General features: G+C 49.8%; 23 protein-coding genes. 14 read left to right on the forward strand and 9 right to left on the reverse strand.

Annotation, left to right across the window (positions count from 1 at the left end; genetic code table 11):
• Positions 1-245 precede the first annotated feature (245 nt).
• Positions 246-2648 carry a penicillin-binding protein 1A gene (locus tag A7E78_RS10360; protein ID WP_072284157.1) on the forward strand — a complete coding sequence of 801 codons (2403 nt, stop codon included), beginning with the start codon at positions 246-248 and terminating at the stop codon, positions 2646-2648.
• A gap of 123 nt (positions 2649-2771) precedes the next feature.
• On the opposite strand, the gene nth is transcribed toward A7E78_RS10360, so the two are convergent.
• The 9 genes from nth to dnaA form a co-directional block, all read right to left on the reverse strand.
• Positions 2772-3407, reverse strand: a complete 636-nt coding sequence (nth, locus tag A7E78_RS10365; RefSeq protein ID WP_235606733.1) for an endonuclease III — start codon at positions 3405-3407, stop codon at positions 2772-2774.
• 110 nt (positions 3408-3517) lie between these two features.
• A complete protein-coding gene (locus A7E78_RS10370; protein WP_145924887.1) occupies positions 3518-4234 on the reverse strand; it encodes an endonuclease/exonuclease/phosphatase family protein in 717 nt (238 codons plus the stop codon).
• 45 nt (positions 4235-4279) lie between these two features.
• Complete coding sequence (locus A7E78_RS10375; protein ID WP_072284162.1) at positions 4280-5284, reverse strand: NAD(P)H-dependent glycerol-3-phosphate dehydrogenase; 1005 nt, start codon at positions 5282-5284, stop codon at positions 4280-4282.
• A 13-nt stretch (positions 5285-5297) separates the two neighbouring features.
• A complete protein-coding gene (locus A7E78_RS10380) occupies positions 5298-6176 on the reverse strand; it encodes a tetratricopeptide repeat protein (protein WP_072284164.1) in 879 nt (292 codons plus the stop codon).
• Entirely contained in the window at positions 6118-8613 is a 2496-nt protein-coding gene (gyrA, locus tag A7E78_RS10385; RefSeq protein WP_072284165.1) for a DNA gyrase subunit A, read from the reverse strand. Before gyrA ends, A7E78_RS10380 begins: the two co-directional genes overlap by 59 nt.
• Before the next feature lie 61 nt (positions 8614-8674).
• Positions 8675-11056 carry a DNA topoisomerase (ATP-hydrolyzing) subunit B gene (gene gyrB, locus A7E78_RS10390; protein WP_145924944.1) on the reverse strand — a complete coding sequence of 794 codons (2382 nt, stop codon included), beginning with the start codon at positions 11054-11056 and terminating at the stop codon, positions 8675-8677.
• A 24-nt stretch (positions 11057-11080) separates the two neighbouring features.
• Positions 11081-12178 (reverse strand): DNA replication/repair protein RecF, encoded by a 1098-nt coding sequence (gene recF, locus A7E78_RS10395; protein ID WP_072284168.1) that lies wholly within the window; start codon positions 12176-12178, stop codon positions 11081-11083.
• 45 nt (positions 12179-12223) lie between these two features.
• Positions 12224-13342: a DNA polymerase III subunit beta gene (gene dnaN / locus A7E78_RS10400; protein WP_072284170.1), complete on the reverse strand. Its 1119-nt coding sequence runs from the start codon at positions 13340-13342 to the stop codon at positions 12224-12226.
• A 248-nt stretch (positions 13343-13590) separates the two neighbouring features.
• Positions 13591-14946 (reverse strand): chromosomal replication initiator protein DnaA, encoded by a 1356-nt coding sequence (gene dnaA, locus A7E78_RS10405; RefSeq protein WP_072284172.1) that lies wholly within the window; start codon positions 14944-14946, stop codon positions 13591-13593.
• A 337-nt stretch (positions 14947-15283) separates the two neighbouring features.
• Between dnaA and rpmH the strand changes: the two genes are divergently transcribed.
• The 13 genes from rpmH (at position 15284) to atpH (ending at position 25861) form a co-directional block, all read left to right on the forward strand.
• A complete protein-coding gene (gene rpmH, locus A7E78_RS10410; RefSeq protein WP_072284173.1) occupies positions 15284-15436 on the forward strand; it encodes a 50S ribosomal protein L34 in 153 nt (50 codons plus the stop codon).
• Positions 15437-15444: 8 nt separating this feature from the next.
• On the forward strand, positions 15445-15786 hold the full coding sequence (rnpA, locus tag A7E78_RS15775) for a ribonuclease P protein component (RefSeq protein ID WP_072284174.1): 342 nt from the start codon (positions 15445-15447) through the stop codon (positions 15784-15786).
• Between the two features lie 16 nt (positions 15787-15802).
• Positions 15803-16012, forward strand: a complete 210-nt coding sequence (gene yidD / locus A7E78_RS10420) for a membrane protein insertion efficiency factor YidD (RefSeq protein ID WP_072284175.1) — start codon at positions 15803-15805, stop codon at positions 16010-16012.
• A 42-nt stretch (positions 16013-16054) separates the two neighbouring features.
• Positions 16055-17674 carry a membrane protein insertase YidC gene (yidC, locus tag A7E78_RS10425; protein ID WP_072284176.1) on the forward strand — a complete coding sequence of 540 codons (1620 nt, stop codon included), beginning with the start codon at positions 16055-16057 and terminating at the stop codon, positions 17672-17674.
• A 90-nt stretch (positions 17675-17764) separates the two neighbouring features.
• A complete protein-coding gene (gene mnmE, locus A7E78_RS10430) occupies positions 17765-19138 on the forward strand; it encodes a tRNA uridine-5-carboxymethylaminomethyl(34) synthesis GTPase MnmE (protein WP_158516102.1) in 1374 nt (457 codons plus the stop codon).
• A gap of 57 nt (positions 19139-19195) precedes the next feature.
• Positions 19196-21064, forward strand: coding sequence for a tRNA uridine-5-carboxymethylaminomethyl(34) synthesis enzyme MnmG (mnmG, locus tag A7E78_RS10435; RefSeq protein WP_072284177.1), 1869 nt, complete (start codon positions 19196-19198; stop codon positions 21062-21064).
• Complete coding sequence (gene rsmG / locus A7E78_RS10440) at positions 21057-21713, forward strand: 16S rRNA (guanine(527)-N(7))-methyltransferase RsmG (RefSeq protein WP_072284178.1); 657 nt, start codon at positions 21057-21059, stop codon at positions 21711-21713. Before mnmG ends, rsmG begins: the two co-directional genes overlap by 8 nt.
• A 240-nt stretch (positions 21714-21953) precedes the next feature.
• The gene (locus tag A7E78_RS10445; protein WP_072284180.1) at positions 21954-22718 is read left to right on the forward strand and encodes a ParA family protein; all 765 of its coding nucleotides are present in this window, start codon (positions 21954-21956) and stop codon (positions 22716-22718) included.
• A 2-nt stretch (positions 22719-22720) separates the two neighbouring features.
• Positions 22721-23572 carry a ParB/RepB/Spo0J family partition protein gene (locus A7E78_RS10450; RefSeq protein ID WP_072284181.1) on the forward strand — a complete coding sequence of 284 codons (852 nt, stop codon included), beginning with the start codon at positions 22721-22723 and terminating at the stop codon, positions 23570-23572.
• A gap of 131 nt (positions 23573-23703) precedes the next feature.
• Positions 23704-23982 carry a bactofilin family protein gene (locus A7E78_RS10455; protein ID WP_235606734.1) on the forward strand — a complete coding sequence of 93 codons (279 nt, stop codon included), beginning with the start codon at positions 23704-23706 and terminating at the stop codon, positions 23980-23982.
• A gap of 312 nt (positions 23983-24294) precedes the next feature.
• A complete protein-coding gene (locus A7E78_RS10460) occupies positions 24295-24720 on the forward strand; it encodes an ATP synthase F0 subunit B (protein WP_072284184.1) in 426 nt (141 codons plus the stop codon).
• Entirely contained in the window at positions 24717-25319 is a 603-nt protein-coding gene (locus A7E78_RS10465; protein ID WP_083553015.1) for an ATP synthase F0 subunit B, read from the forward strand. The genes A7E78_RS10460 and A7E78_RS10465 overlap by 4 nt, the downstream gene beginning before the upstream one ends.
• Complete coding sequence (atpH, locus tag A7E78_RS10470; RefSeq protein WP_072284185.1) at positions 25316-25861, forward strand: ATP synthase F1 subunit delta; 546 nt, start codon at positions 25316-25318, stop codon at positions 25859-25861. Before A7E78_RS10465 ends, atpH begins: the two co-directional genes overlap by 4 nt.
• Positions 25862-25864: the final 3 nt, after the last annotated feature.

Genomic DNA, 25864 nt, shown 5'->3' on the forward strand with positions numbered 1-25864 from the left:
AATATCAGGCAGCAAAACGATGGACAGCGCGGAACCCGGCCGCCGCGTTTAGTTCACGCGCTGCCGCCGGACAACGATATCCCTGCCTGTTTATACTCATTCGGTCCTCCTCGGCACCTGCTCGTGTTTGGGTAACATAGCTCCCGGCCAAAGTCAATCCTCTTCTAGCGGCAAAAGGATTTATCCACGGGCTCAACTATGTTATAAAACAAGTACTTTCATCTCCAAGGAGCACACTTATCCCCATGTCCCCTTCTAAGCTTTTGCGCATACTGCTGCTGATCACCGGCGGCCTGCTGGTTACCATGATCGTCTGCCTTCTCGGCGCCTACCTCTATGTCTCGGCCCGACTGCCCAAGGTTGAAACGCTCGCCGATTACAAGCCACCGGTGATCACCCGCATTCTCGGTGACGACGGCTCGCTGATCGCCGAGCTATATCGAGAACGACGCATCCTGGTCCCCGTCTCAACCATGCCGCGACAATTGATCGAAGCCTTTGTGGCCGCCGAAGATGCCAAATTTTTTCAGCATAAGGGTCTGGATTTAGAATCCATTGCCCGTGCGGCTCTGAAAAACATCCGCGCCGGCGGTATCGTTCAAGGCGGATCGACCATCACTCAGCAGGTCGCCAAGAGCCTGCTGTTGACGCCGGAACGGAAGTTTTCCCGCAAGTTCAAAGAAGCGATTCTGGCCTGGCGCATGGAAAAACACCTGACCAAGGAAGAGATTCTTTATCTCTATCTCAACCAGATCTATCTCGGTCACGGTGCCTATGGTGTTCAGGCAGCGGCGGAAAACTATTTTGCAAAAAATGTTGAGGACCTGAGCTTGGCCGAATGCGCCATACTGGCCGGTCTGCCCCAGGCTCCAAGCCGTTATTCACCCTACCGCCACCTGAAGAAAGCCAAAGATCGCCAACGGTATGTGCTGGAGCGAATGACTCAGGAGGGCTATATACCAGCCGAAGATGCCATCCAGGCCCTGAGCGAAGAGCTGGTTATTCTCCCGCGGAGCAAACCACAGATTCCCGGCGCCGCCTATTTTACTGAGCAGGTTCGCCGTTATCTGGAAAAAACGTTCGGCAGCGATCTGACCCTTACGGGGGGGCTGGAAGTTCACACCACGATGAATCTGGCCATGCAGCAAGCTGCACAGCAGGCGGTGCGAAACAATCTACGCAACCATGACCGGCGCCAGGGTTACCGCGGCCCGCTGCGCATTCTCGACAAACAAGAACAGGAACTGTTTCTTGCAGAACAGAACACCACCTGGCCCGAGGCGCCACCGGTCGGGGAACGTCTCGAAGGCCTTCTGATCAAAGGAGATAAAAAAGAGCTGGTGGTGCGAATCGGTTCCTTCACCGGGTTCATTCCTCGTAAGGACCTTTCCTGGGCCGGCAATCTTAAGATCGTCGCCGAGGGTCAGCCCGTTAAGATCGACAGCAACAAGAAACGTGTCCAAATGCCTGTCGGATCTGTCTTGCTAGTCGAGGTGGTTCGCCATCAAAAGGATGGAAAGCTTGACCTGGCTCTCGCTCAGGAACCGCAAGCTCAGGGCGCAATGGTCGCCCTTGACCCGCGCTCCGGCGAGGTCAAGGCTATGGTCGGAGGGTACGATTTCAGTCAAAGCCAGTTCAATCGGGCCATTCAAGCCAAACGCTTGCCCGGATCGGCTTTCAAACCCCTCATCTATGCCGCCGCCCTCGACAAAGGCTACACCCCGGCGACGATTGTCCTCGACACCCCGCTTATCTATCGGGAAAAAGGGGAACAGGGGCAAGAGAAGGAGTGGAAACCGAAAAACTACCGGGGATCCTTTTCCGGCCCGACTTCTCTGCGCCGGGCTCTGGCTCGCTCATACAATGTTGTTACCATCAAGATTCTCCAGGATATCGGTGTCCGATATGCCATCGGTTATGCGAAAAAGCTCGGGATTGAATCGCCCCTTGCCGCTGACCTGACTCTGGCCCTCGGCTCTTCGGCCATTTCTCCTTTGGAATTGGCAACAGCCTACAGCGTGTTCGCCAATGGTGGAGTCCGCTTTACCCCCAATTATATATCTAAGGTGGTCGATCGTAACGGCAAGGTACTGGAATCCGTCGACCCGGCCGATTTCCCTGAGGGTGCGGACGACCAACAGAAGTTGATTCGTAACCCTTCCGAGCGGGTTATTTCACCGGACACGGCCTATCTGATCACCAACCTGATGGAGAGCGTCGTACAAAACGGTACCGGCTTTCGCGCCAAGGCCCTGGGTCGACCCGCTGCGGCCAAAACCGGCACCACCAACGACCAGAAGGATGCCTGGTTCGCCGGCTACGTTCCACAATTGATTGCTGTTTCCTGGATCGGTTACGACCAGGAGCGTTCGCTGGGCAAAAGGGAGACCGGCTCCCGGGCAGCGGCCCCGGCCTGGGTCGAATTCATGAAAGAGGCCCTTCAAAGCCTACCCCGTCAACATTTTCCCGTCCCGGACGGTATCGAATTCCGACCCATCGATTCGGATACAGGACTGCTAGCCCCGGAAGACGGTTCGGATGTGGTTTTTGAAGCTTTCGCTTCCGGTACGGCGCCGACTCACTATGCCATTGAAAGCAAACAGCCCAGCGCCCAAGATTTCTTCAAACTCGACATGGAAGATCTCTGATCATTAGCGCATCTCTACAAACCAAAAGCGCCGGCCTTTCCAGGCCGGCGCTTTTGGTTTTATTTTCATTTCGCGTTTGAATTCGCTGATTCCGTTTGGAAAAGGTTCTTTTTCAAACGGAATCTAGTTTGCCCGGTCGACGCCCCGCTGCGGACACTCTTTCAACAACGGGCATTGAGAACAGAGGGGAATGGGGGCTTTGCAGAGTTGGCGGCCATGGAATATCAAAAGATGAGAAGCCTGCACCCAATGTCTCTCAGGCAAAAGCTGACAAAGGTCCCGTTCGATTTTTACCGGGTCCTGCTGATCGGTCCAGGCAAAACGCCGGGACAAACGCTTCACATGGGTATCGACCACCATACCGGGAATACCGAAAACATTGCCCAGCACCACATTGGCTGTTTTGCGCCCGACGCCGGGCAATCGAACCAGCTCGGAGAGCGTTTGGGGGACCTGGCCATTGTATTGGCTTATTAATGTTTGGGCGCAGCCGAGCAGACTCTTGGCCTTGTTTCGATAAAAACCCGTCGAGCGAATATCCCCTTCCAGAACGTACAAATCTGCTTCGGCCAGGTCCTGAACACTCGGGTATTTAGCGAATAATCCCAAGGTCACCTTATTCACCTGCACATCGGTACATTGGGCTGAAAGAATGGTCGCGACCAGAAGCTGAAAAGGACTATCGTAACGCAGGGCGCAATGAGCATCGGTGTAGAGTTGATAGAGTTTATCAAGGATTCGGACTGCTTTTTTACGCATTTGTAGACTGGACATTGGCCTGATTAGCTGGTGTATTATTATAAAAAAGAGGACTTATCAACTCTGTCCACAGACTTTTCCACAGGAAGACCAAAGTAATCAACAACCCCTTAGCCCGGGGCAATCTCCATGCGGCGGTTCTTCAGGCCTCCGAGTCGCAGATAGAGTCGGGGATCGGCCATCTGCACAGTGAAAGAAATTGGCAAATGAGTCGACGCTTCTCGCGCTAAAGAGCTATGCAAAACGGAACAATCGAGGATGCGCAAACCGCCTCGCATATAACCCCGGTCCCGATCCAACAGAGGAAGGCGCGCAGGGTAGGTGGCACTCCAAAAAGGGGTCGGCGTACGCCGCATGGAGCCAGCCCAGTTAAAGAGCAAAGCGGCGGCCAAGGGGTCGGCAAAGTCGCCGATCACCAACTGTGGGCACTGGGCACTGTGACGACCCAGAAGTTCGGGTCCGAACAGAGCACGGACCTGTTGTCGATAGTGATAAAAGCCTGTGTCAAGGCGTAGATTATACAGGAAAAGTCGCTGACCGGCTAAATCGATGTCAGCTCGTTGGCAACAGCCGGCCTTGGCCAGTCGATACTCTTGCACCCCCTTAAGGGGAATCAGGGACAGCAAGGCATTACCGCCTGTGCAACTCTGACCAAAACTCTGCATGCCGAGTTGTTCAGCCAGATAGGCCAGTTGGCCGGGGTCCTCCTCGCTGTTCACATCCTGCAGAGCAACGAGATCAGGGGCTGATTGCCGTATAACCTCGGCAATACGCTCAGGATCAGTTCGACCGTCCCCTCCGCGGCAGCGGTGGACATGATATGTCATGACCCGAATCGCTTTCACCGCCAGCACCTCGGCTAAAGCCTTTAATTATTCGGAAAACTCCGCTTTCAACTCGCGCTTCATCAGTTCCCGTACAGCCGTACGCGGATCTTTGTCTTCATTGAGAATCAAGTACATCTGCTCGATTATAGGCACATCCACACCCAGTTTTTGCGCAAGCTGATAAGCTGAGAGGGTGGTTTTGACACCTTCGGCCACCATCTTCATCCCTTTGAGAATTTCGGCCAGTTTGCGTCCTCGACCAATCTCCAGCCCGACGGTACGGTTGCGGGACAGATCTCCGGTGCAGGTCAGCACCAGGTCCCCCATGCCGGCCAGTCCGGAAAAGGTGGAGCGTTTGGCGCCCTTGGCCAGACCTATACGGGTCATCTCTTCAAGGCCGCGGGTAATGACCGCCGCCCGGGTATTATAGCCATAACCGAGGCCGTCACACACCCCTGCCGCAAGAGCAATAACGTTTTTCAGGGCGCCACCCAGTTCCACGCCGATGACGTCATCCTGACGATAAAGCCGGAAATAGTCGCAGCTGAACAGATCCTGAACAAAGACGGCGACCTCTTCTGAATCAGCGGCCACAGTCAGTGCGGTAGGTATTTCGGCTGCCACTTCCCGGGCAAAGGTCGGACCCGAAAGGTAGGCGAGCCTCCGGCACTTCTCTGCCGGAAGCACTTCTTCAATGACCTCCGACATGATCATCAGGGTGCTGTTTTCAACTCCTTTGGCCGCGGAGACCAAAAGGGTATCAGCAGCGATGTGCGGTTCCGCCTCTTGCAGTACTGTACGCATTACCTGAGACGGAGAAACCAGCAGCAGCATTTCCCGACCGGAAACCGCTTCAACCAAGTCGCTTGTAAAGGATAGGTTGTTATCGAGGGTAAAACTGGGTAGATAGAGATCGTTCATGTGGGTTTGCTGCATGCGGTCGACCAGATCCTGCTCATAGGCCCACAGCATTACGGAATGGCCCTGTTTAGCTAACAAGTCCGCCAGGGTTGTTCCCCAACTTCCAGCACCTATTACCCCAATATTCATAACCTTTTTCTCCTTACGTGGCCTTGCGTTTCTTTTTTATCCGCTTTCGTACCTGCTTAATTCGATTCTCCAGGACATCTGCCTCCCGGTAACTTCCCTGTAATTCTTTTAACAAGGTTAGAGCCGCCTGCAGTTCTCCCCGCTCTTCTTTTACCACTGCGAGACCGTACAATGCTTCCGGATAGAAAGGGCTGTCAGGGTACTCTTCCACCACTCGTTGATAAACAAAGGCGGCCTCTTCTAACGCGCCTTCGAGAGCCGAAGCGGAGGCGATGCGAAACAGGACCTCGGCGATGCGTTCGCACTGCGGATAATTCTTTAACAGGCTTTCGAATTCGATGCGCGCCTGCTCAAAATTGTTCTGCCTGAAATAGGTGTCGGCAATTTCATACTGCAGCCCTTCGCCGCCATCACTGCCACCATCAAGCAACTTTTGATAGGAAGTCAATGCCCGGTCATATTCACCCAGGCGGTATTTATAGATATCCGCTGCCCGGCGTTGGGCTTTGCGTTCGACCTCATGGCCGGGATAATCTCGCTCTACCAACAGATAAGCCAGCAGCGCTTCACGATCCTGGTTGAGGTTAAACTGAAGGATTTCACCGGCCAACAACAGGGCCTGCGGCGCAGACCTGAATTGTGGATGGTGCTCGTACAGATGACGAAATTTACTATAGGCCCGGCTGTATTCTCCCCGCAATAACAATGCTTGGCCGCGATCGAATTGACGCTGCGGTATGCGGTTAAAGTTCCAATGGTACAGGGCTATTGCGGCACTGATCAGCACCATCGCCGTGCTCAGCGCCAACAGCAGTTGAAAGCGGCCTTTATTCTTATTCCGGCGCTTCTTCTCCTCCAGTAAAATCGTCTTCTGCAGTTTCTGTATCTCCATCGGCCTCATCCTTTTCGGCCAGCTTTGCAACCGCCACGATCCTTTCGTCGCTTTCCAGGACCATCAACCGAACACCTTGAGTGTTGCGTCCGATAATGGACAGATCGCAAACGCCGGTACGCAGTACCTTGCCGCGGTCGGTAATAAACATCAGATCGAAATCATCGTTTATCAGCTTAATATCTACAACATGACCGTTGCGATCGGAGGTCTTGATGGTGATGATACCCTTGCCGCCTCGTCCCTGCAGCCGGTACTCATTGAGGTCGGTACGCTTGCCGTAACCGTTTTCAGTAACCGTCACCAGGGTAGCAGATGTGGCATCGGAAACCACTTCCATACCGATCAACCGGTCTTCCCCCTCAAGCTGCATGCCCCGCACACCGCGGGAAGTACGACCCATGGCCCGGACGTCCTTTTCGGCGAAACGAATGGCCTTGCCGTTGCGACTTGCCAGCAGCACATCCATAGAACCGTCGGACAAACGGGTCGACACCAGGCGATCACCCTCGTCGATCGTCAAGGCAATGATGCCGCCGACGCGGGGATTGGCATAAGCCATCAAATCGGTCTTTTTAACGATACCGTTCTGAGTGGCGGTGATAATGAACTTACCTTCGGTAAATTCCTTGACCGGAAGTATCGAGGTAATATTCTCTCCGCTTGCCATCTGCAGCAGGTTGACGATCGCCTTGCCGCGAGCCGCCCGGCCACCCTGAGGAATCTCGTGAACCTTCAGCCAATAAACCTTGCCGAGATCGGTGAAGACCAGAATGTAGGAATGAGTCGAAGCGATAAACAACTGCTCGACAAAATCCTCTTCCTTCGGACGCATGCCGGTCTTGCCCTTGCCACCACGTCGTTGAGCGCGATATAGCGAAACGGCATTGCGCTTGATATAACCGCTGTGAGAGACGGTTACCACCATTTCCTCATCGGTGATAAGGTCCTCCAATGAAAGCTCACCGGTTTTTTCGATTATTTCAGTACGGCGATCATTGCCGAAGCGGTCACGGATATCGACCAGTTCCTGCTTGATAATCTTGAGGATTTCCACCTCGCTGGCCAGAATTTCCTTGAGACGGGCGATCTGGGCCATAACTTCTTGGTACTCAGCAATGATTTTTTCCCGCTCGAGACCGGTTAAGCGATGCAGACGCATATCGAGAATGGCCTGGGTCTGTAAAGCCGTGAAAGAGAAACGATCGATAAGACGCTGCTTGGCTTCGGCGGGACTGCTCGAACCCTTGATAATAGCAATCACCTCATCGAGGTTTTCCAAAGCTATTTTAAGGCCTTCCAGAATATGTGCTCGAGCTTCCGCTTTTTTAAGTTCATAGATGCATCGGCGGGTGACAATTTCTTTGCGGTGATCAACGAATCGATCCAACACCTCGCGCAGAGACAGAATTCTTGGCTGACCGGAGACAATAGCCAGCATGATGATGCCGAAAGACGACTGCATGGGGGTCATTTTGTAGAGCTGATTCAGGGTCACCTGGGGGATGATGTCCTTTTTCAACTCGACCACCACGCGAATTCCGTCCCGGTCCGATTCGTCACGCAGATCGGATATTCCCTCAATTTTCTTATCTTTGATCAGATCCGCTATTTTTTCGATCAACCGGGCCTTGTTGACCTGAAAAGGTATTTCCGTGACCACGATACGTTCGCGGCCGGTGCGACGGTCCTTTTCCACCAGAGCCCGGGCCCGCATCTGAATAATGCCACGGCCGGTGCGATAGGCCTGATTAATCCCTTCCCTTCCGAGAATGAAGCCCGCCGTGGGGAAATCGGGGCCGGGAATCAGGTTCAGCAGTTCCTCAAAACTCAGGGTCGGATCGTCAATGACAGCAATTAGAGCGTTGATAACCTCGGTCAAGTTATGGGGCGGTATCTTGGTCGCCATACCAACGGCGATCCCCTCCGAACCGTTGACCAGCAGGTTGGGAAACTTACAAGGCAGCACCAGGGGTTCTTCCAGAGAGCCGTCGTAGTTCTCGCCAAAGTCGACCGTTTCTTTTTCCAGATCGGCCAGCAGTTCATGGGCCAGGCGATCCATACGCACCTCGGTATAACGCATGGCCGCCGCCGAATCGCCATCCACCGAACCGAAATTTCCCTGGCCGTCGACCAGAGGATAGCGCATGGAAAAATCCTGTGCCATGCGAACGATGGTGTCATACACGGCCGTGTCGCCATGGGGGTGATACTTACCGATGACATCACCGACCACACGGGCCGATTTTTTATACGGCTTGTTATAGTCGTTATTCAGCTCGTTCATGGCAAACAACACCCGCCGATGGACCGGCTTCAGACCATCTCGGATGTCGGGCAGAGCCCGGCCGATAATGACACTCATGGCATAGTCCATATAGGACTTGCGCATCTCGTCTTCGATATTGACGCTAACCTTGTTCTGTTCCGAAAGCATCCAAATCCTCCGGGGGTTTGCTGACAAACCCCGTAAAATAGTATATTCCTACACCCGTTCGTTATACGTCGAGATTGGCAACGTTGAGGGCATTGTTTTCGATAAATTCACGGCGGGGTTCAACCTGATCCCCCATCAATACGGTGAATATTTCGTTGGCTTCTACCACATCCTCGATTTTCACCTGAAGCAGAATTCGTTTTTCCGGATCCATGGTTGTCTCCCATAACTGATCGGGATTCATTTCACCAAGACCTTTGTAACGTTGGATATAAATACCCTTGCGAGCCCGAGCCAAGAAGTAATTGAGCAGGTCCTGACGATTGGCCACGGTAGCTTCTTCATCCCCTTCCTTAGAGATAAAAGCCTTTTCGTCACAGCAGATATCAGCCACCAGGCGGTGCGCCTGCAGCAACAGATGATACTCGTGAGAAGAAAGGGTTTCCAGCACCTGCTTGTCAATACGGGAACGGACATTTCCAAAAGTAAACAGGATTCTCTGCGGATCTTGCAACAGTTCGAAGGTGGCCCTTGGTTCGACGGACCGCAAAGTTTCTACCAAGGGTTGAAGATCCAGCAAATCTGAAAAACCGTTGGCTACGCGACCTTCAACGAAAATCCGCAGCACTTCGCTGTTGACCCCCTTATTCACAATCTTATCGAACAGTCGATTGTATTCGATAATATTGCGAAGGGTCGGAATAATCTGCTTGCCGCGCAACACCTTGTCTCTCTTCTCCATCTGCACGGTCATGCTGTCTACGCCAATATTGAGCAGATGCTCGAGAAGCGCATCCTCGTCCTTGAGGTAGATCTCTTGCTTGCCCTTTTTGGCTTTATAAAGAGGAGGTTGAGCGATGTAAAGAAAGCCGCGCTCGATAAGTTCGGGCATCTGCCGGAAGAAAAAGGTCAGCAGCAGGGTTCGAATATGGGAACCGTCGACATCCGCATCGGTCATGATGATAATACGGTGATAGCGGGCCTTCTCGATATTGAAGTCTTCCTTGCCGATACTGGTGCCCATGGCGGTGATCAAGGTGCGAATTTCATTGGAGGTCAGCATCTTGTCGAAGCGGGCCTTCTCCACATTGAGAATCTTACCTTTCAAAGGCAAAATAGCCTGAAAACGTCGGTCACGACCCTGTTTAGCGCTACCACCGGCGCTGTCACCCTCCACCAGATAAATTTCACACAGGGCCGGATCTTTTTCCTGACAGTCTGCCAGTTTGCCCGGCAGGGAAAGACCGTCAAGGGCTCCCTTGCGTCGGGTCAGATCGCGGGCCTTGCGGGCTGCTTCACGAGCCCGAGCCGCCTCGATGCCCTTTTCCAGAATTTTCCTGGCGGTTTTCGGATTTTCCTCCAGGTAGACCGCCAGTTTTTCATTCATCATCGACTCGACATAACCCTTAATTTCCGAATTACCGAGTTTGGTCTTGGTTTGGCCTTCGAATTGGGGGTCGGGAACCTTAACCGAAATAACCGCGGTCATGCCTTCGCGCAAATCATCGCCCGAAACCGAAGCCTTAACATTTTTCAACAGATTGTTAGCGGTGGCATAGGTATTCATGGTGCGGGTCAGAGCCGCCTTGAAACCAAAAAGGTGGGTTCCTCCTTCGTGGGTATTGATATTGTTGGCAAAGGAGAAAACTTTTTCGTCGTAGCCGTCGTTGTACTGGATGGAAATCTCGATCTCCACCCCTTCCCGTTCGCCCTTGATGTAAATCGGCTCGGAATGAAGGGGAGTCTTGGCCCTATTAAGGTACTCGACAAAGGAAATAATCCCACCTTCGTAGAGGAAAGCATGTTCCTTTTCGCTACGTTCGTCGGAAATACAAATTTTGACGCCACCGTTAAGAAAAGCCAGTTCTCTCAATCGACGGGACAACACCTCAAAGGAAAATTCGGTAGTCTCGAAGATTTCCCCGTCGGGCCAGAAGGTTATCTTGGTACCGCGCTTGGCAGTATCCCCTTCTTCCAACAATGGACTTTGAGGCACGCCGCGGTGATAGCTCTGCCGGTACTTGCGGCCATTACGACGAATTTCCAACTCAACTTTTTCAGATAAGGCATTGACTACGGAAACACCGACTCCGTGTAAGCCGCCGGAAACCTTGTAGGAATCGCTGTCGAACTTTCCGCCGGCATGGAGTACGGTCATGACCACCTCAGCCGCCGACTTTTTCTGCGTCGGATGCATATCGACCGGAATACCGCGACCGTTGTCTTCCACTGTTACCGAACCATCAATATGGATCGTTACCAGAACTTCGTCACAATGGCCGGCCAGGCTTTCGTCGATGGAATTATCCACCACCTCGTAAACCAGATGATGTAGTCCTTGAGGACCGGTCGAACCGATATACATGGCCGGCCGTTTACGCACTGCGGATAATCCTTCAAGAACCTTGATGCTTCCCGCATCATACCCTTCTTTATTTTCCATTTGCGTCATAAGTTCCTCATGCTTTTATTGACAAGCGTCATTATTCAGGCTTCCTTTGATTACACAAAAGGACCTGACGTCGTCGAACCCTTTGTTGCACATTGCCTGCAGTTCAGTGGTAGTGACAAAAACCTGTCCCTGCCGGCTGCGTAAAAACTGAAAAAAGAAATCCTGCCGCTGACGGTCGAGTTCCCCGGTCATATCATCCAGCAACAATACAGGCTGTTGGCCGATGATTTTCTCCAGATCAATAATCTGGGCCGTTTTAAATGCCAGCATAAATGAGCGTTGTTGTCCCTGGGACCCGTATTGACGTAGGGAATGGCCTCCAACGAGAAAATAGGGGTCATCCCGGTGAGGCCCTGCCAGGGTGCGTCCCAAACGCCTTTCCTGCACCGCAACCTGCTCAAGTTCTTTGCGAAATCCTTCGCGTAACTCTTTTTCTGTACCCGCAGAAGTCGGATAGTGGAGGTCTGCTTCTTCCTGACCAGCGGTTATTTGCCGATAGATCTCCTGCAATTGAGGTACCAGGCGTTGCAGATAAGTGATCCTGTCCAAACGAAGACGAGCGCCGGTCAGTATAAGGTTTTCGTTCCAAGGAGACAACTGCGATGCATCGCAGCCTTCCTTAAGAAGCTGATTTCGTTGTTGCAAACACCTCTGGTAGGCTCTGGCTCTTTCCAAAAAAAGGGGCTCTGCTTGAAAAGCTGCCCGATCGATCAAGGCACGGCGGCCAGCAGGATAGCCTCTGGCCAAACCTACCTCTTCCGGAGAAAACAGGATAGTAGGAAATAAACCTAAAAATTCCGAGCTCTTGGAAACCGGCTTACCATTGATTCGAGCACTTTTTTGTTGGCCCCGAAAGGTTAACTCTATAGTAGTCAAAACACTGTCGCGCATGACCTCGGCAAACAACCGACCAGCCGGCATCTTTCGGCGAATCATGTCACTGCCCGGCGAACCGCGAAAGCTTTTCAAATGTCCTAGAAGATAGAGGCCCTCCAGGATATTGGTTTTTCCCTGAGCATTAGCTCCCCATAGAATATTGAATCGTCTATCTGGGAGAATTTCAACATGTTCCAGATTGCGAAAATTATGCAAAACCAGACGACGGAGATACATGAAAACGATTATCTACAGGGTATATTTCCCTGCTCCTTCAATATCCTAGAGCCTCATGGGCATGATCACAGCGAGATATTCCTGATTATCACAAGGAGTAATCAAACCGGGGGAGAGTTTGTCCCGTAGAGAAAGGCATATCTTCTCTTCATTCTGGGCGTTAAGAATATCTATCAGATAACGAGCGTTAAAACCAACGCTGATTTCCTCCCCCTGGTATTCAATTTCGATATCCTCGCGAGCATCTCCAAATTCCGGGTTGGAAGAAGACATTTCCAGCTTATTTTCTTTAATCTCGATTTTAACCCCTTTGGATTTTTCACTGGATAAAATAGACATGCGTCGTAAAGCATGCAGAAAAGACTCCCGAGGAATAATAGCGGTCAAATCGTTATTTTGCGGAATAACGCGGTTGTAGTCGGGAAACTCTCCATCTACGAGACGCATGACAACCACCGTCTGGTTTTTCTGAATGACCGCGTTATTGTCGAAAAAGCCGATCAGAAGCTCTCCGTCATTTTCTTCGGCCATTTTTTTCAGTTCAAAAATACCCTTGCGAGGGAAGATAACCCCCTTGGCCAACTGTTCGATATGACTGACATCAAGAGGTTTCTGAATCAGGGATAGACGATGGCCGTCTGTTGCTACCAAGCGCAACAGAGACTGATTATCCTTTTCTACGGGACGGAAATAAATGCCGTTGAGATTGTATTTACTTTCGTCAGTGGAAATAGAGAAAAAGGTCTTATCTATCATCTCCTTGAGCAGGGTGCCATCCACACTGACAAACTGTTCTTTTTGGAAATGGGGGAAATAAGGGAATTCTTCCGCTGAAAGACCTACAATATTGAAGAAAGCCTTACCGCAACGGATTTCAATCCAGCAGTTGTCCTTGGCATTGAAATCTATTTCTTGTTCAGGAAGTTCTTTAATAATCTCGAAAAGTTTTTTTGCAGAAACCGTGATTTTCCCAGGGGACTTGATAGTGGCCGGATAGCTGGCCTTCATTCCCACTTCCAGGTCTGTGGCGGTCAGGGTAATTTCACCGTCTATCGCCTCGATCAGAACGTTGGCCAAAATAGGGATTGTATTTTTCTTTTCTACTATCCCCTGAATTCGTGCCAGGCCCTTGATGAAGATTTCTTTTTCAATAGCGAAGCGCATAATGCCTCCTGTTAACAGCCTACTGTTTATTTAAAGTCTTTTCTTTTAAAAACAGTAGATAGTAGTAGATGCCTGTTGATTTGTTGATATGTGGTAAAAACCTTTAAAAATTGATGTCATAGCTTGTGAGGAAAAAAAGTCATAGGCTGTGTTGAAATAAGCAGCTTTTGTGGAAAAGTCCTCCAAAGAGTGAAACCCTGCACTTATCAACTTTTTCATCCACACCTTTTGCTTCTCTTTAAACCTCTTTAAACGGTTAATTCTTTTTTCAACGAATTGATTACAGTGCGGAGCTGAAAATCCTCTTCCATATTTTTTTCGATCTTTTTTATCGCATGGATAATCGTCGAGTGATCTTTTCCACCAAAACGATCACCGATCTCAGGGTAAGAAAAGGAGGTCAGTTGTCGCGATAGATACATAGCTATCTGCCGCGGCAGGACCAGGGCTTTCATCCTTTTGGATGATTTGATGTCGGCTACCTTTATTCCATAATGATGGGCTACCCGCTTCTGGATTTCTTCTACACTAAGTTCCCGCTTTTTCTCGATAAGGATATCTTTTAATACTTCCTGAGCCATTTCAAGGGTGACTGGAGTTGCCGTAAGGCTGGCGTAAGCTCCTATGCGTACCAGGTAACCTTCTAGCTCGCGAACATTACTACTTATTGAATTAGCTAAAAAATAAGCCACCTCTTCAGGCAGGCCTATACCGTTGGCTTCTGCCTTCATTTTTAAAATGGCGTGTTTTGTCTCCATGTCCGGAGCTTGAATATCGGCAATAAGGCCCCATTCGAAACGGGACCGCAACCGTTCTTCCAGACCGGGAATTTCCTTTGGAAATTTATCGGAGGTTACGACAATCTGTTTATGGGAATCATATAAAGCATTGAACGTATGAAAAAATTCTTCCTGGGTTCGTTCTTTGCCGGCGATAAACTGTACATCGTCGATAAGCAGAACATCCATGGAACGGAATTTATTACGAAATTCATCCATCTTGGCGTAGCGGAGTGAATTGATTAGTTCATTCATGAACTTTTCCGAGGTGTAATAACAAACCTTCATCTCGGGGTTGTTTTTCAAGATGGCATTTCCGATGGCCGTTACCAGGTGTGTTTTACCGAGACCTACTCCACCATAAATAAAGAGCGGATTATAGGTGGTGGCCGGATTGTTGGCTACAGCCATTGCGGCGGCACAGGCAAATTGATTTGATGAGCCAAGGACGAACTCTTCAAAGGTATATTTGGAATTGAGGTTAAATCCATTATTGGCGGTGCGAACCGGTGGTTGTGCCGCTGCCGGTGTCGGAGAGGGTGGTGCTGGTGAAGAGACAGGCTTATCAACGGATTTTTTAGGTGGTGTGGTTGATACCTTTATCACCACACGATAAGGGTTAGACGCAAGCTTAGAAAATATTTCCTGAATGATGGAGACATAGTGATCCCGTAGCCAATCAAGAACAAAACGGTTTGGGACCTCCAGCAGAACCTTGTCTTCCTCCACTCCGGCAAACTTGATTGGGGTAATCCAAGTAGCGAAATGTTGTGGAGTGAGGGTTTGCTCCAACTGCTCGAGGGTTTTCTCCCAAAGTCCGTTCATAGGCGGATTCATACTACATAAAAGTGTGAAAATAACAGGACAGAATATATAATTAATCCACAACCATATAAACAGGTGTGGATAAATAATGTTGCCATGCTGCAACAGCTTATTTATGCTAGTGTCCCGTGGGGAAAAAAGAGGTTTCAAACTATCAAAGGCCCCTTCCTTTTGCAAGAAAATTTTGGATCGGGATGGCGCTCTTATAACGCCGGTTCAAGGACTTTCTTATGATTCATGCTTGACAAAAAAATTTGAACGTGGTTAATAATGCGATTCGTTAAATTTCCTTGTTACCGTTTCCTGAGGATAAAAATAAGCTACAGAGGAGATACAAATGTCCAAGAGAACCTATCAGCCCAGCAGAATCCGTAGAAAAAGAACCCACGGCTTTCGTGCCCGGATGCAAAGCAAAAACGGCCGTTCTGTTATTCGGCGTCGTCGTGCCCGTGGTCGCAATAAGTTGGTTGTAACTATTCCCACTAAATAGTTAAGTATATGGGTAGCGGCACTTATTCTTTTCCCAAAGAGCGTCATCTGCGAAAATCTATTGATTTTCAGCGGGTGCGGCAAGGGGGAAAGCGCCGGCACACACCCAGCTTTATCGTTGTAACTTTACATCGATCGAACAGCCTCACTCGCCTTGGACTGACCGTTAGTCGTAAGGTTGGTGGGGCTGTTCAGCGCAATCGGGTAAAGCGATTAGTGAGAGAATTTTTTCGCAACCATATCAATAGGTTGCCGGCTGATATCGATATATCGATTGTTGCCAAGGTGGGCGCAGCCGATCTAAGTTATGTTCGGGTTTGTGAGGAATTGATGTTTTTGGTAGAAAAATAACCAAGGCGATCCCATCATGCTGCAAAAAGCGGTACTCGCTCTATTAACGTTCTATCAGCGATTTATTTCACCTCTTAAGGCACCTTCCTGCCGGTTTTATCCCAGCTGTTCCAGTTATGCCTATGAGGCGGTAGCCAAATACGGAGTTTTACGAGGGCTTTTTAAAACCGCCGTCCGTCTCGGACGTTGTCATCCCTTCCATCCAGGCGGCTACGACCCTGTTTAACACTCTGCTGCAATCGCCAGCTGACAAACGGAGATTTTTCAAATGGAAAACAAGAATATTCTGATTGCCTTTGTCCTTATGCTGGCGGTTTGGGTGGGAGTCAATCTCCTGTTTCCTGCTCCTTCGGCTCCTCCCGAACAACCGAAAGTTGATGAATCTCAGGCAGCATCTGTCGTTAAAGACCCCGTTGCCACCCCGGACTCCCCTGTTCAAGCTGCCATGGTGGAACCAACTATTCCGGTGCCGCAACAAGAACGCACTATCGTAGTAAGGTCCGGACGGTACGAGGCTGTTTTCAGTTCGGCCGGAGGCCGGTTAAAGTCTCTTTCCCTGCTTGGTTATGCACAAACCACCGCCCCTGATTCTCCGCCGGTATCACTGGTTGATGCACCGGTTTCTCAACAAGCTACATTGCGTACCGAAGGTCTTGGTGAGTTCGATATTTCGTCGGAAGGCTTTTATGCCTTGTCCGTTGATGAAAATCTGATTGAACTTGGGGCTGATGAGGAGCGGGAAATCGTTTTTACCGCAATATCCCCTCGCGGTCTTAAAATAGAAAAAATCTTTAAATTACGTGGTAATTCCTTTGATTTCGATTTGCAGGTTCGGCTGACCAATCTCGGCACTCAAACGCTCCGAGGGGCCACCAGTTTAAGTCTGGTAGAGCCATGGAACGAATCGATGAAAGGATCCCGTTACTCTTTTGTTGGGCCTGCCGTCTTTGACGGAGAAAAAGTGCATACCCATGAGGTAGAAGATCTGGCTGAAGAGGCACCGGTGTACGGCAGTTCATCGGTCTGGACCCTTTTCGAGCGGAAATACTTTATGTCTGCTGTGGTAGCCCTGGCCGACGCAGGAGAGAAGTTCCGGATTTCGAAAAGTGGCGACCTGGTCGAGAATACTATAGAGACACCTTACGCCGTTCTGGCAGCGGGGCAATCTACCAGCGCTGATTATCTCTGTTTCTTTGGACCTCGAGATATCGAGATTTTGGAACAGGTTGACCGTCAACTCGACAAAGCCATCGACTTCGGCTTTTTTGAAATTATTGCCCGTCCCCTGCTTACCGTATTGAAGTTCTTTTATAGCTATGTTGGGAATTGGGGAATAGCGATTATTTTGTTAACCTGCATCATTAAATTGCTTTTCTGGCCTTTAACGCAGAAAAGCTATAAATCCATGAAAGCAATGCAAACCCTGCAACCTGAAATGCAGAAGTTACGGGAAAAATTTAAGAACAACAAAGAGCAGTTGAATAAAGAGATAATGGCTCTTTACAAGACCAAACGAGTCAATCCTATGGGGGGTTGCTTGCCCATGTTTGTGCAGATCCCGGTCTTTTTTGCCCTATACAAAGTGCTGCTCGGCACGATAGCTCTGCGACATGCGCCTTTCGCATTCTGGCTGCAGGACTTGTCTGTCAAGGACCCTTATTACATCACCCCGATCATTATGGGGGTTACGATGTTTTTCCAACAGAAAATGAGCCCGAGCACTATGGATCCCGCCCAGGCTAAAATCTTCATGTTTATGCCTCTCATTTTCACCTTTATGTTTCTTAATTTCCCTTCGGGCCTGGTTCTTTACTGGATGGTCAACAACATATTGACGATTCTTCAGCAGTGGCATGTTAACCGTGAACCTAAAGCTGTTGCCAGTTGATATTCGGCGGAGTAGTATTGGCAGTCTAGGGTAAATATTGTTTTGGGAGGGAGCATCTGCTGCCTCCTTTACTTTTAGGTGCTATCTAAAGTGATTATCGATAGTCAGGATACTATTGTCGCTATTGCTACCGCTCCCGGTGAAGGGGGTATCGGCATTGTTCGGCTTTCCGGTGTAAACGCTGAAAAGTTTCTCAAGCTTTATTTCAATTCGGCGGGCAATCATTGCCAGTTCACTTCCCATCGGCTGTATTACGGCCAGTTCCGTCATACCGATGGTGATTTGGTCGATGAAGTAATGGCTGTCATCATGCGTGCACCCCGATCATATACGATGGAAGACGTGGTTGAAGTACACTGTCATGGCGGCAGTGTTGTTCTGCGTCGAATCGTTGATCTCTTTATCGATGCCGGAGCTCGTCTGGCTCGGCCCGGGGAATTTACTCTTCGGGCCTTTCTCAATGGCCGCATTGATTTGACGCGCGCCGAGGCCGTTATCGAGGTTATTCGTTCCCGGTCTGAGGCTGCTTGCCGCGTGGCCCTTGGGCAACTGGAGGGACGTTTATCTCAAAAGCTATTCAGCTTTCGTGATGACATTAGCGATCTGCTTGCCGAGGTAGAAGCAGGGATCGATTTTCCCGAGGAAGAATTGCCTCTTATTGATCGCCAACGCCTCATCGAAACCTCTACGTATTTAGAGGGACAAATGGCAGCACTTCTTGATTCTTTTGAATCGGGCCGTCTTTTGCGCGATGGTTTGTCGATCCTTATTTTTGGCAAGCCGAACGTTGGAAAAAGCTCATTAATGAATACGTTGCTCGGAGAGGCAAGAACGATTGTCTCCGACATTCCAGGGACGACCAGGGATACCGTTGAAGAGAGTCTTATTCTCAGGGGTATGCCTTTGAGGCTTATCGATACGGCCGGGGTTAGACAGACCCTTGATCCTGTAGAAATCCAAGGGGTGGAGCGCGCCCAAGCCAAGGTAGCTGGTGTGGACTTAGTTTTGTTGGTCGTCGACGGTAGTCAGGCTCTCGATGAAGATGATCAGAAGGCTTTACAATCCTGCGATCCAGCTCGGACCTTATTGGTTTTAAATAAACAAGATCTGGGGGACAGTCATCTCCCTACCGAATTTTTACCTCTGCCGGCTTTTTCCATAAGCGCTCGTAGTTCCTTTGGTATCGACCAACTACTGAATGGTATAGTTAGTTTCTTTTCTAAAAGTGCCGGTAGTGAGGGGAGGGAGACCACCCTCCTTTCCGACCGGCGCCATCGTGAATCCTTACTGTTGGCTCGCAATGCTCTTGAACGATTTAGGGTCTGTCTTGCTGAAGACCAGCCCTCTGAGTTTGGGGCGCTTGAGCTAAGAGAAGCGCTACAAGCCTTGGGGGAAATTACTGGCGAGACGGCACCTGAGGATATTCTTGAAAAAATATTTACACGCTTCTGTATCGGTAAATAAGAAGTGTTCCACGTGAAACATTCACGGAGGGGGGCAAAAAGCTCCTGCAGGTAGGTTATGTATAGTTATGGCAAAGAGTATGATGTAGTGGTGGTAGGGGCAGGCCATGCAGGATGTGAGGCTGCCTTGGCGGCAGCTCGCATGGGTTGTCGTACCCTGTTGCTAAATTTAAGTTTGGATGCGGTTGCTCAGATGTCTTGTAATCCTGCTATTGGTGGTTTAGCTAAGGGGCATCTGGTAAAAGAAATCGATGCATTGGGTGGTGCAATGGCCAAATGTATCGATGCTACGGGAATCCAGTTTCGTATTTTGAATACGAAAAAGGGACCAGCTGTTCGTGCATCCAGGGCCCAGGCAGACAGACATCGCTATCAGGAGTGGATGAAGCAGTATATTGAAAAACAAGCCCTGATAGACCTCAAGCAGGGAGCGGTAGTCGGTTTATTGATGGAGGATGGCTGTCTTATCGGGGTGAGAACCAGAGAGGGACTTGAGTTTAAAGGAAAGACGGTGGTGCTGACTACCGGCACCTTTATGCGTGGTTTGATCCATGTGGGTTTAGAAAATTATCCGGGAGGGCGAGCGGGCGAACCGCCATCTGAGGGATTGTCCGACCATTTAAAAACCCTCGGTTTTACGGTCGGGCGTTTAAAGACGGGCACGCCTCCGCGCATCGATGGTAATACGGTGGATTTTACAAAGGTAGAGCCCCAGCCTGGAGATTCTCCGCCCCAGCCTTTTTCTTTTGAAACGGAAAAGATAACCGGAACACAGGTAAGTTGTTATATAACCGGTACAAACCCCAGAACACATGAGATTATCCGGTCAGGTCTCGATCGTTCCCCTCTTTACAGTGGAGTTATTGAAGGGGTAGGGCCCAGATATTGTCCTTCTATTGAAGATAAGGTGGTACGTTTCCCTGAAAAGGAATATCATCAGGTGTTTTTGGAACCGGAGGGGCTAGATACCTCAGAGATGTACCCTAATGGATTGCCAACCTCTCTTCCGCCCGATATTCAGTTGGCCTTTTTGCGTACAATACCTGGGCTTGAGCAGGTTGAAATAACGCGGCCAGGTTATGCTATTGAATATGACTTCATCGATCCTATCCAGTTGAAGCCCTCGTTGGAAACTAAGAAGGTGGAGGGGTTGTTTCATGCTGGGCAGATCAATGGGACCTCTGGTTATGAAGAGGCTGCCGCTCAGGGGTTGATCGCAGGAATTAATGCGGCATTAAAGGTTAAAGGTCTTGATCCTGTGGTGATAAGGCGGGAGCAGGGCTATATAGGGGTCCTGATTGATGACTTAGTCAATCTGGGAACCAAAGAACCTTATCGTATGTTTACTTCCCGAGCAGAATACCGGCTGTTGTTACGTGAAGATAATGCGGATCAACGCTTGACGGAGCTGGCTTATGGAATTGGACTGGTTTCGGAGGAGCGTTGGCAACGTTATCAAGAAAAAATGAAATATTACGAGCAGGGCCAGATGCTCTTGAAAGAGACTCGACTGTCCCCGGGAGACAAAGAGTTGATTAAGTCTCTGGGTTTGCAGGGTCTAAAAAATGGCCTCAGCCTCAACCAGCTTCTGCGAAGGCCTGAAATTACCATACAGAAACTGTCTGAGTTTATACCTGGTTTAGCTGAAATTCCTCTGGAGGTGCAGGAGCAGTTAGAAACGAACATAAAATATGAGGGATATATTAAACGGCAAATGGATCAGGTAGAGCGCTTCAAAAAAACAGAAGATGTGACTATACCAGAGGATTTTGATTACCAAACCATTAATTCATTGTCCGCCGAAGTAAGAGAAAAACTTCAAAAAATTAGACCGTTAAGCCTGGGGCAGGCTTCACGTGTACCCGGCGTAACACCTGCGGCGGTAGCTATCTTGGCCGTTGCTCTTCGTAGAGGATCCAATGCCTGACCGTGATTTGTTGGAAGAGATGCTTCAGCAGGTCAAGGTTGTTTTGTCTGGCAAGGCCCTTGATGATTTGCTCTGGTTTAGAGATGAATTGTTGCGTTGGAATAAAAAAATAAATTTGACTGCGATTACTGATCCGGCCGGTACCCTGGAAAAGCACCTGGTTGATTCCCTGACGCTGTTGCCTTATTTAAAGCCCAAAGGGACCATTCTTGATATGGGCTCCGGTGGCGGTTTTCCCTCTATTCCTCTCAAAATCGCCCGGCCGTCGTACAAGATATGGTCTGTGGATGCTGTCGCCAAAAAGATTTCCTTTCAAAAGCATGTGGCTAGGTCTTTAAATTTTCAAGATTTTACACCACTGCACCTGCGTCTTGAAGACCTTCCCAGCAATAGTGCCTTAGCTCCTTTTGATATGGTTGTAACGAGGGCTTTTGCCCCATTAAAAGAAATTCTGGAATTAGCAAAACCTGTTTTGGCATTGAATGGTATCGTGGTGGCCATGAAAGGCGCTGATGGAATGGATGAATTGGAGGAGAATAGAAGTTATATAGAAGGTAGCGGGTTTTGTTGTCAGAAAACCGTACAAATGAGGTTGCCAAAGTCGGATGCGAAGCGAACCCTATTGTTTTTTAAAGAAAGGGCCTCCTGATTTTTCGATTTCAATATACCTTTTATAATATTTCCATCGAGAATCCCACGTTGAAGATGTTTAAAAAATATGGCATTAAGCCTGCCAGGTTTCAGTTTTTCTAAATGAAAAGCGAATTTACGGAAGAAGTGCGGATCCAACGGATTATATTCTATACAGAATCGTATGTATTTTTTTTTCACTCTCCCGGCGAATTATGGTAGCCTCCTTTAGCACCCGCTGAACAGAAAGGAAGCCTTTATGGCACAGATTATTGCCGTGGCCAACCAAAAGGGTGGGGTCGGAAAAACCACGACGGCGATCAACCTTGCCGCCTCACTGGCCGCAGCAGAGCAGCAGACCCTCCTTGTCGACCTGGACCCTCAAGCCAATGCCAGCAGTGGCGTAGGGCTCGATCGCTCTACTTTAAAGTATACGACTTACCACGCTTTATTGGGAGAGGCCAAGGCCAGTGATGTTGTTTGTAATACGCCGTTAAGCTGCTTGCAGATTTTGCCGGCGACGGCCGATCTTATCGGAGCCGAAATCGAGCTCGTCTCGGAGCCAAACCGGGAAACCCGTCTGCGCACAGCCCTTTCTGAAATATCTAATAATTACAAATACATAGTGATAGATTGTCCACCTTCTTTGGGGCTGCTTACCATCAATGCCTTAACTGCCGCCGATTCCGTATTGGTGCCTTTGCAGTGTGAGTATTACGCCATGGAAGGGCTTACTCAATTAAGCAAGACCATTCGCTTGATTCAGCGTCAACTGAATCCAGATCTTGTTTTAAAGGGGATTCTGCTGACTATGTTTGACCGGCGCAATAATTTGTCTCATCAGGTCAGTGAGGAAATACGTCGCCATTATAGCGACAGGGTGTTTGACACGGTTATTCCTCGCAATGTCCGGCTTTCTGAAGCGCCCAGTCATGGTTTGCCGGTATTACTGTACGACATAGCATCCACAGGGGCGGCAGCCTATCTGTCCCTGGCTAAAGAAATTATCTCAACGGGGAATTAGATATGGCCAAAAGACCTGCTCTCGGAAAAGGTATCGGGGCACTGTTGACTTCGGCAAGCGAAGATGACGGGCGAAAGTATTTCCTGTGTCCCATAGAGGAGCTGCGACCTCATGATCAGCAGCCTCGTAAGTCTTTTGATGATGCCAAAATGACCGAACTGGTCGCATCGGTGCGGGAAAAAGGGATTATTCAACCGCTGGTGGTGCGCCGGATGGACGATCATTATCAGATCATTGCCGGAGAGCGCCGTTGGAGAGCGGCCCAAAAGGCCTCACTTCATGAAGTTCCCGTAGTTATTCAGGATGTTACCGAGGATATGGCCTATGAAATGGCCATTATCGAAAACATTCAGCGAGAAGACCTCAACCCCATCGAAGAGGCCGAAGCTTATCGCCAGTTGATCGATCGATTTGAGTTAACTCAGGAGGTCGCAGCCAAGCGGGTCGGCAAGGACCGATCCTCGGTGGCCAATTCCATGCGTCTTCTGAGATTGCCAACCATCGTCCAAAACGATGTGGTTACCGGAGCGCTTTCAATGGGCCATGCGAGGGCCCTGCTCTCTTTGGAGGATGCCCAGGACATTCTCGAAGCCCGGGAGCAACTGTTAATTAAAAAGTTGTCAGTTCGTGAAACTGAGTCTCTGGTTCGGAAAATCAAGAACTTTGCTCACCAGCCAAAAAAACCAGCAAAACCGCAACCCGACCCTGAATTGCAATATTTGGCCGAAGAATTGCAAAGATCCCTTGGCACTCATGTGTCGATTCATTCAAAGAAAAAGGGTGGAAAGATCGAGATCAGTTATTTTTCTGCTGAGGACTTAGATCGCCTGTTAGAACTCTTAGGCGTTTCGTGAGGATTTGAGAGAATGAAGGGGAGGAAGGACAAAACGGTTATGCGCAAAGATGCGGCAGCGGATAAAATCAAGGCTTTTTTGGGGCCGGCAGTCAGTTTGAGGGGACCCTGGTATTTGAAGACATCGTCCGTATGGATGGTACATTCAATGGCAAGATTACCTCAAAGGATACGTTGATCGTTGGCGAGTCGGCTCATATCGAGGCCGATATTTCAGTAGGCACTTTGATCCTCAGTGGTCGTTTCAAGGGGCAAGTTACAGCGAATGTTCGCGTGGAATTGCGTGCTCCGGCTCAAGTGGAAGGGTCCATTAACACCCCCTCCCTGGTTGTAGAAGAGGGAGTGTTAATGAATAGTACCGTTTCAATGGGGCCAGCCCAGCCTCTGGCGACAGCGGATATCCCTGAGTAGCTAGCGGCCGAATTCGAACTTTATAGAAAAAGGGATTGACAAGAGTCAGTCGCCTATTGTTATATTTGCGGTCGCCGTCCGGGTTGTTTACACTGCGGCTCTTTTGGAGTAATTTCCTCAAAATGGCTAAGAGGACGATTCAAGCGGGCTTTCCATTTCGCTCGTTGTTTCTCGGGCAATGATCGATAGTTTTTATTGCTGACCGATTTTTAACGCCTGCTTGCGCCGGTTCCTGAAACCGGAGGTCTGAAAGCAGGTTCTGTCCCAAGACAAATCATTGTTGAATTACTTTCATGTCTTTGAGGTATTGCTGTGATCAAGGTTGACTGGACCATTTTATTGCAAGCTGCCAATTTTTTCGTTTTGATGGGAGTGCTGCATCTGATCTTGTTCCGACCGCTAGGCAAGATCATGCAGGGTCGCCGTGATGAAATTGACGGTAACCTGCAGCAGGCCGGGACCCTTAAGGAACAACTCAGTGGGGACCTGGCGGCTTATCAGGAAAAACTGCAACAAGCCAAGATTGAAATAGCCGAGGAACGGAAGCAATTTCGTCAAGAGCTGACGACAGAAGCTGCACGGATGCTGGGCGTAGCTAATGAAGAAGCTGCCGCGGAGCTTCAGGCGATAAAAGACCGCGTGGCGGGCGAGAAGGAACAGGCCTTGGTCGAACTGAAAAGCCAGGCAGAATCGCTGGCGGCCAAAATTGCTCAGAAAGTTGTGGGGAGGGCGCTTTGAAAGGCGGATTTAAAACCAAGATCGGCGGCATGGTCACTCCTGCAACAACAGTCGGCTTGATGTTAGTTTTGGCCGGGGTGGCTTGTGCTTCCAGTGATGCGCATGGCGCTGACAGCGGAGCCTTGCTAAAGGATTTTCTATATCGCTGTCTGAATTTCGCTGTCATTTTTGGTGCGCTGTTCTACGTTTTAGCCAAGCCTCTTCGCAAGGGCTTAGGAGAAAGGCGTGCCAAATTAATTGAAAATCTGGAACAGGCCAACAAGGCTCGTGAGTTGGCGGAAGCCAAGGTGGCCGAATATGAGCGTAAACTGGGCGACAGTGACCGCGAAATAGCTGAGCTGCTTGCGCAGGCCAAGGAGGCAAACAGTCTCGAACGGGCCAATGCTTTGGCAGAAGCTCAGGCTGTCGCCGATACGGTGCGCAAGGAAGCTCGGCAATGTGCTGACCGGGAAATTGAACGGGCCCGGCGGGAATTACGAGCGGAAACGGCACAGATGGCCGTAAGAATGGCTGAAGAACGGTTACGCCGGCAAATCACAAACGAAGATCATGCTCGGCTGGTGACGGAAAACCTGCAGCAGATGGAGAGTCAATCGTGAGTGTCAGTGTAATATCCAAGCGATATGCCAGAGCCTTGGTGCTGTTAGGCCAGGAGCGGAACGCACTGGACCGGTTTCGGGAAGAAGTCAATCGGTTGGTGCGGGCCTTTGCCGTAGAGAAGCGCCTGGCGTTGCTGCTGGAAAGCCCTTCGTTGCCAAAGGCGAAAAAGGATGCGGTCCTGACCGGCTTGGTTTCCCTGCTCCAATTATCCGGAGAAATCAGTAATTTCCTTGGATTATTACAGAGCAAGGACCGCCTGCGTTATCTTCCTCAGATTGAAAGAGAATTTAGCCATCAGGCCGACGAAGCTTTGGGAGTGCAGCGGGTTCAGGTTCATACGGCTGTCCCTCTAGAGGATAGTGCGCGTGACGCCTTGAGTGCTTCCCTTGCTGAACGAAGTGGACGACAGATTGTGCTGGAAGAGCATTGCGATCCTGCTCTGATTGGTGGATTGCAGGTAGAACTGGATGGGCAGGTGCTTGATGGAACGGTGCGTACGCAATTGCAGCGAATTGCCAAGACCATAACAGAGGGTGAATAATTC

Source organism: Syntrophotalea acetylenivorans (assembly GCF_001887775.1).
Lineage (GTDB): Bacteria > Desulfobacterota > Desulfuromonadia > Desulfuromonadales > Syntrophotaleaceae > Syntrophotalea_A > Syntrophotalea_A acetylenivorans.

What these genes read in the sequence shown, in the direction of transcription:
- A7E78_RS10450 (WP_072284181.1), top strand. Translation starts at nt 22,721, where the DNA reads ATGGCCAAAAGACCTGCTCTCGGAAAAGGTATCGGGGCACTGTTGACT.
- A7E78_RS10455 (WP_235606734.1), top strand. Translation starts at nt 23,704, where the DNA reads ATGGATGGTACATTCAATGGCAAGATTACCTCAAAGGATACGTTGATC.
- mnmG (WP_072284177.1), top strand. Translation starts at nt 19,196, where the DNA reads ATGTATAGTTATGGCAAAGAGTATGATGTAGTGGTGGTAGGGGCAGGC.
- rsmG (WP_072284178.1), top strand. Translation starts at nt 21,057, where the DNA reads ATGCCTGACCGTGATTTGTTGGAAGAGATGCTTCAGCAGGTCAAGGTT.
- yidD (WP_072284175.1), top strand. Translation starts at nt 15,803, where the DNA reads ATGCTGCAAAAAGCGGTACTCGCTCTATTAACGTTCTATCAGCGATTT.
- dnaN (WP_072284170.1), bottom strand. Translation starts at nt 13,342, where the DNA reads ATGCGCTTCGCTATTGAAAAAGAAATCTTCATCAAGGGCCTGGCACGA.
- nth (WP_235606733.1), bottom strand. Translation starts at nt 3,407, where the DNA reads ATGCGTAAAAAAGCAGTCCGAATCCTTGATAAACTCTATCAACTCTAC.
- gyrB (WP_145924944.1), bottom strand. Translation starts at nt 11,056, where the DNA reads ATGGAAAATAAAGAAGGGTATGATGCGGGAAGCATCAAGGTTCTTGAA.
- gyrA (WP_072284165.1), bottom strand. Translation starts at nt 8,613, where the DNA reads ATGCTTTCGGAACAGAACAAGGTTAGCGTCAATATCGAAGACGAGATG.
- recF (WP_072284168.1), bottom strand. Translation starts at nt 12,178, where the DNA reads ATGTATCTCCGTCGTCTGGTTTTGCATAATTTTCGCAATCTGGAACAT.
- A7E78_RS10370 (WP_145924887.1), bottom strand. Translation starts at nt 4,234, where the DNA reads ATGACATATCATGTCCACCGCTGCCGCGGAGGGGACGGTCGAACTGAT.
- rnpA (WP_072284174.1), top strand. Translation starts at nt 15,445, where the DNA reads ATGGGTAGCGGCACTTATTCTTTTCCCAAAGAGCGTCATCTGCGAAAA.
- A7E78_RS10445 (WP_072284180.1), top strand. Translation starts at nt 21,954, where the DNA reads ATGGCACAGATTATTGCCGTGGCCAACCAAAAGGGTGGGGTCGGAAAA.
- rpmH (WP_072284173.1), top strand. Translation starts at nt 15,284, where the DNA reads ATGTCCAAGAGAACCTATCAGCCCAGCAGAATCCGTAGAAAAAGAACC.
- A7E78_RS10375 (WP_072284162.1), bottom strand. Translation starts at nt 5,284, where the DNA reads ATGAATATTGGGGTAATAGGTGCTGGAAGTTGGGGAACAACCCTGGCG.
- dnaA (WP_072284172.1), bottom strand. Translation starts at nt 14,946, where the DNA reads ATGAACGGACTTTGGGAGAAAACCCTCGAGCAGTTGGAGCAAACCCTC.
- A7E78_RS10360 (WP_072284157.1), top strand. Translation starts at nt 246, where the DNA reads ATGTCCCCTTCTAAGCTTTTGCGCATACTGCTGCTGATCACCGGCGGC.
- yidC (WP_072284176.1), top strand. Translation starts at nt 16,055, where the DNA reads ATGGAAAACAAGAATATTCTGATTGCCTTTGTCCTTATGCTGGCGGTT.
- A7E78_RS10380 (WP_072284164.1), bottom strand. Translation starts at nt 6,176, where the DNA reads ATGGAGATACAGAAACTGCAGAAGACGATTTTACTGGAGGAGAAGAAG.